This window comes from Thermococcus sp. M36 (assembly GCF_012027355.1).
Lineage (GTDB): Archaea > Methanobacteriota_B > Thermococci > Thermococcales > Thermococcaceae > Thermococcus.
On sequence record NZ_SNUH01000338.1, the window covers coordinates 1 to 393 of the forward strand.

The following is a 393-nucleotide window of genomic DNA, read 5'->3' on the forward strand; positions in this document are numbered from 1 at the left end:
ACCTGCTGCTGTGTATAATGTTACTGTTCCGGTTGCATCTGTTAATGTTTGATTTCCGCTATAAGTTCCTGAAGTTGAAGTAGCCGTTGCACTAACTATTTTAATTAAAGTATTTTCTATAGCATTAATGTTAGTGTTTAGTTGGGCAATTGTTGTTGTTACCGGGGTAACTGTTACCCCTTTCGCTAAAGTACCACCAGGCAATGCACCAGAGTTTAAGTTAACTTCAATCATACCATTATAGCTTGTTAAAGTACCTCCGGTAATATTTACTTCAACTGAATCTCCAATATTAAAAGCTCCGATGTTAGCAGTAGAACCAAAATATAAATCAATACCGCTTGGTGTGGTGCCGGTATTTTGTATTACCATATTTCCTGCAGCTAAGTTTTT

1 protein-coding gene is annotated in these 393 nt (G+C 36.6%); it reads right to left on the minus strand.

What is annotated here, in order from left to right; all coding sequences use genetic code 11:
• The coding region (locus E3E36_RS12595; RefSeq protein WP_206203743.1) for a DUF5689 domain-containing protein at positions 1 to 393 on the minus strand (393 nt) is incomplete at both ends.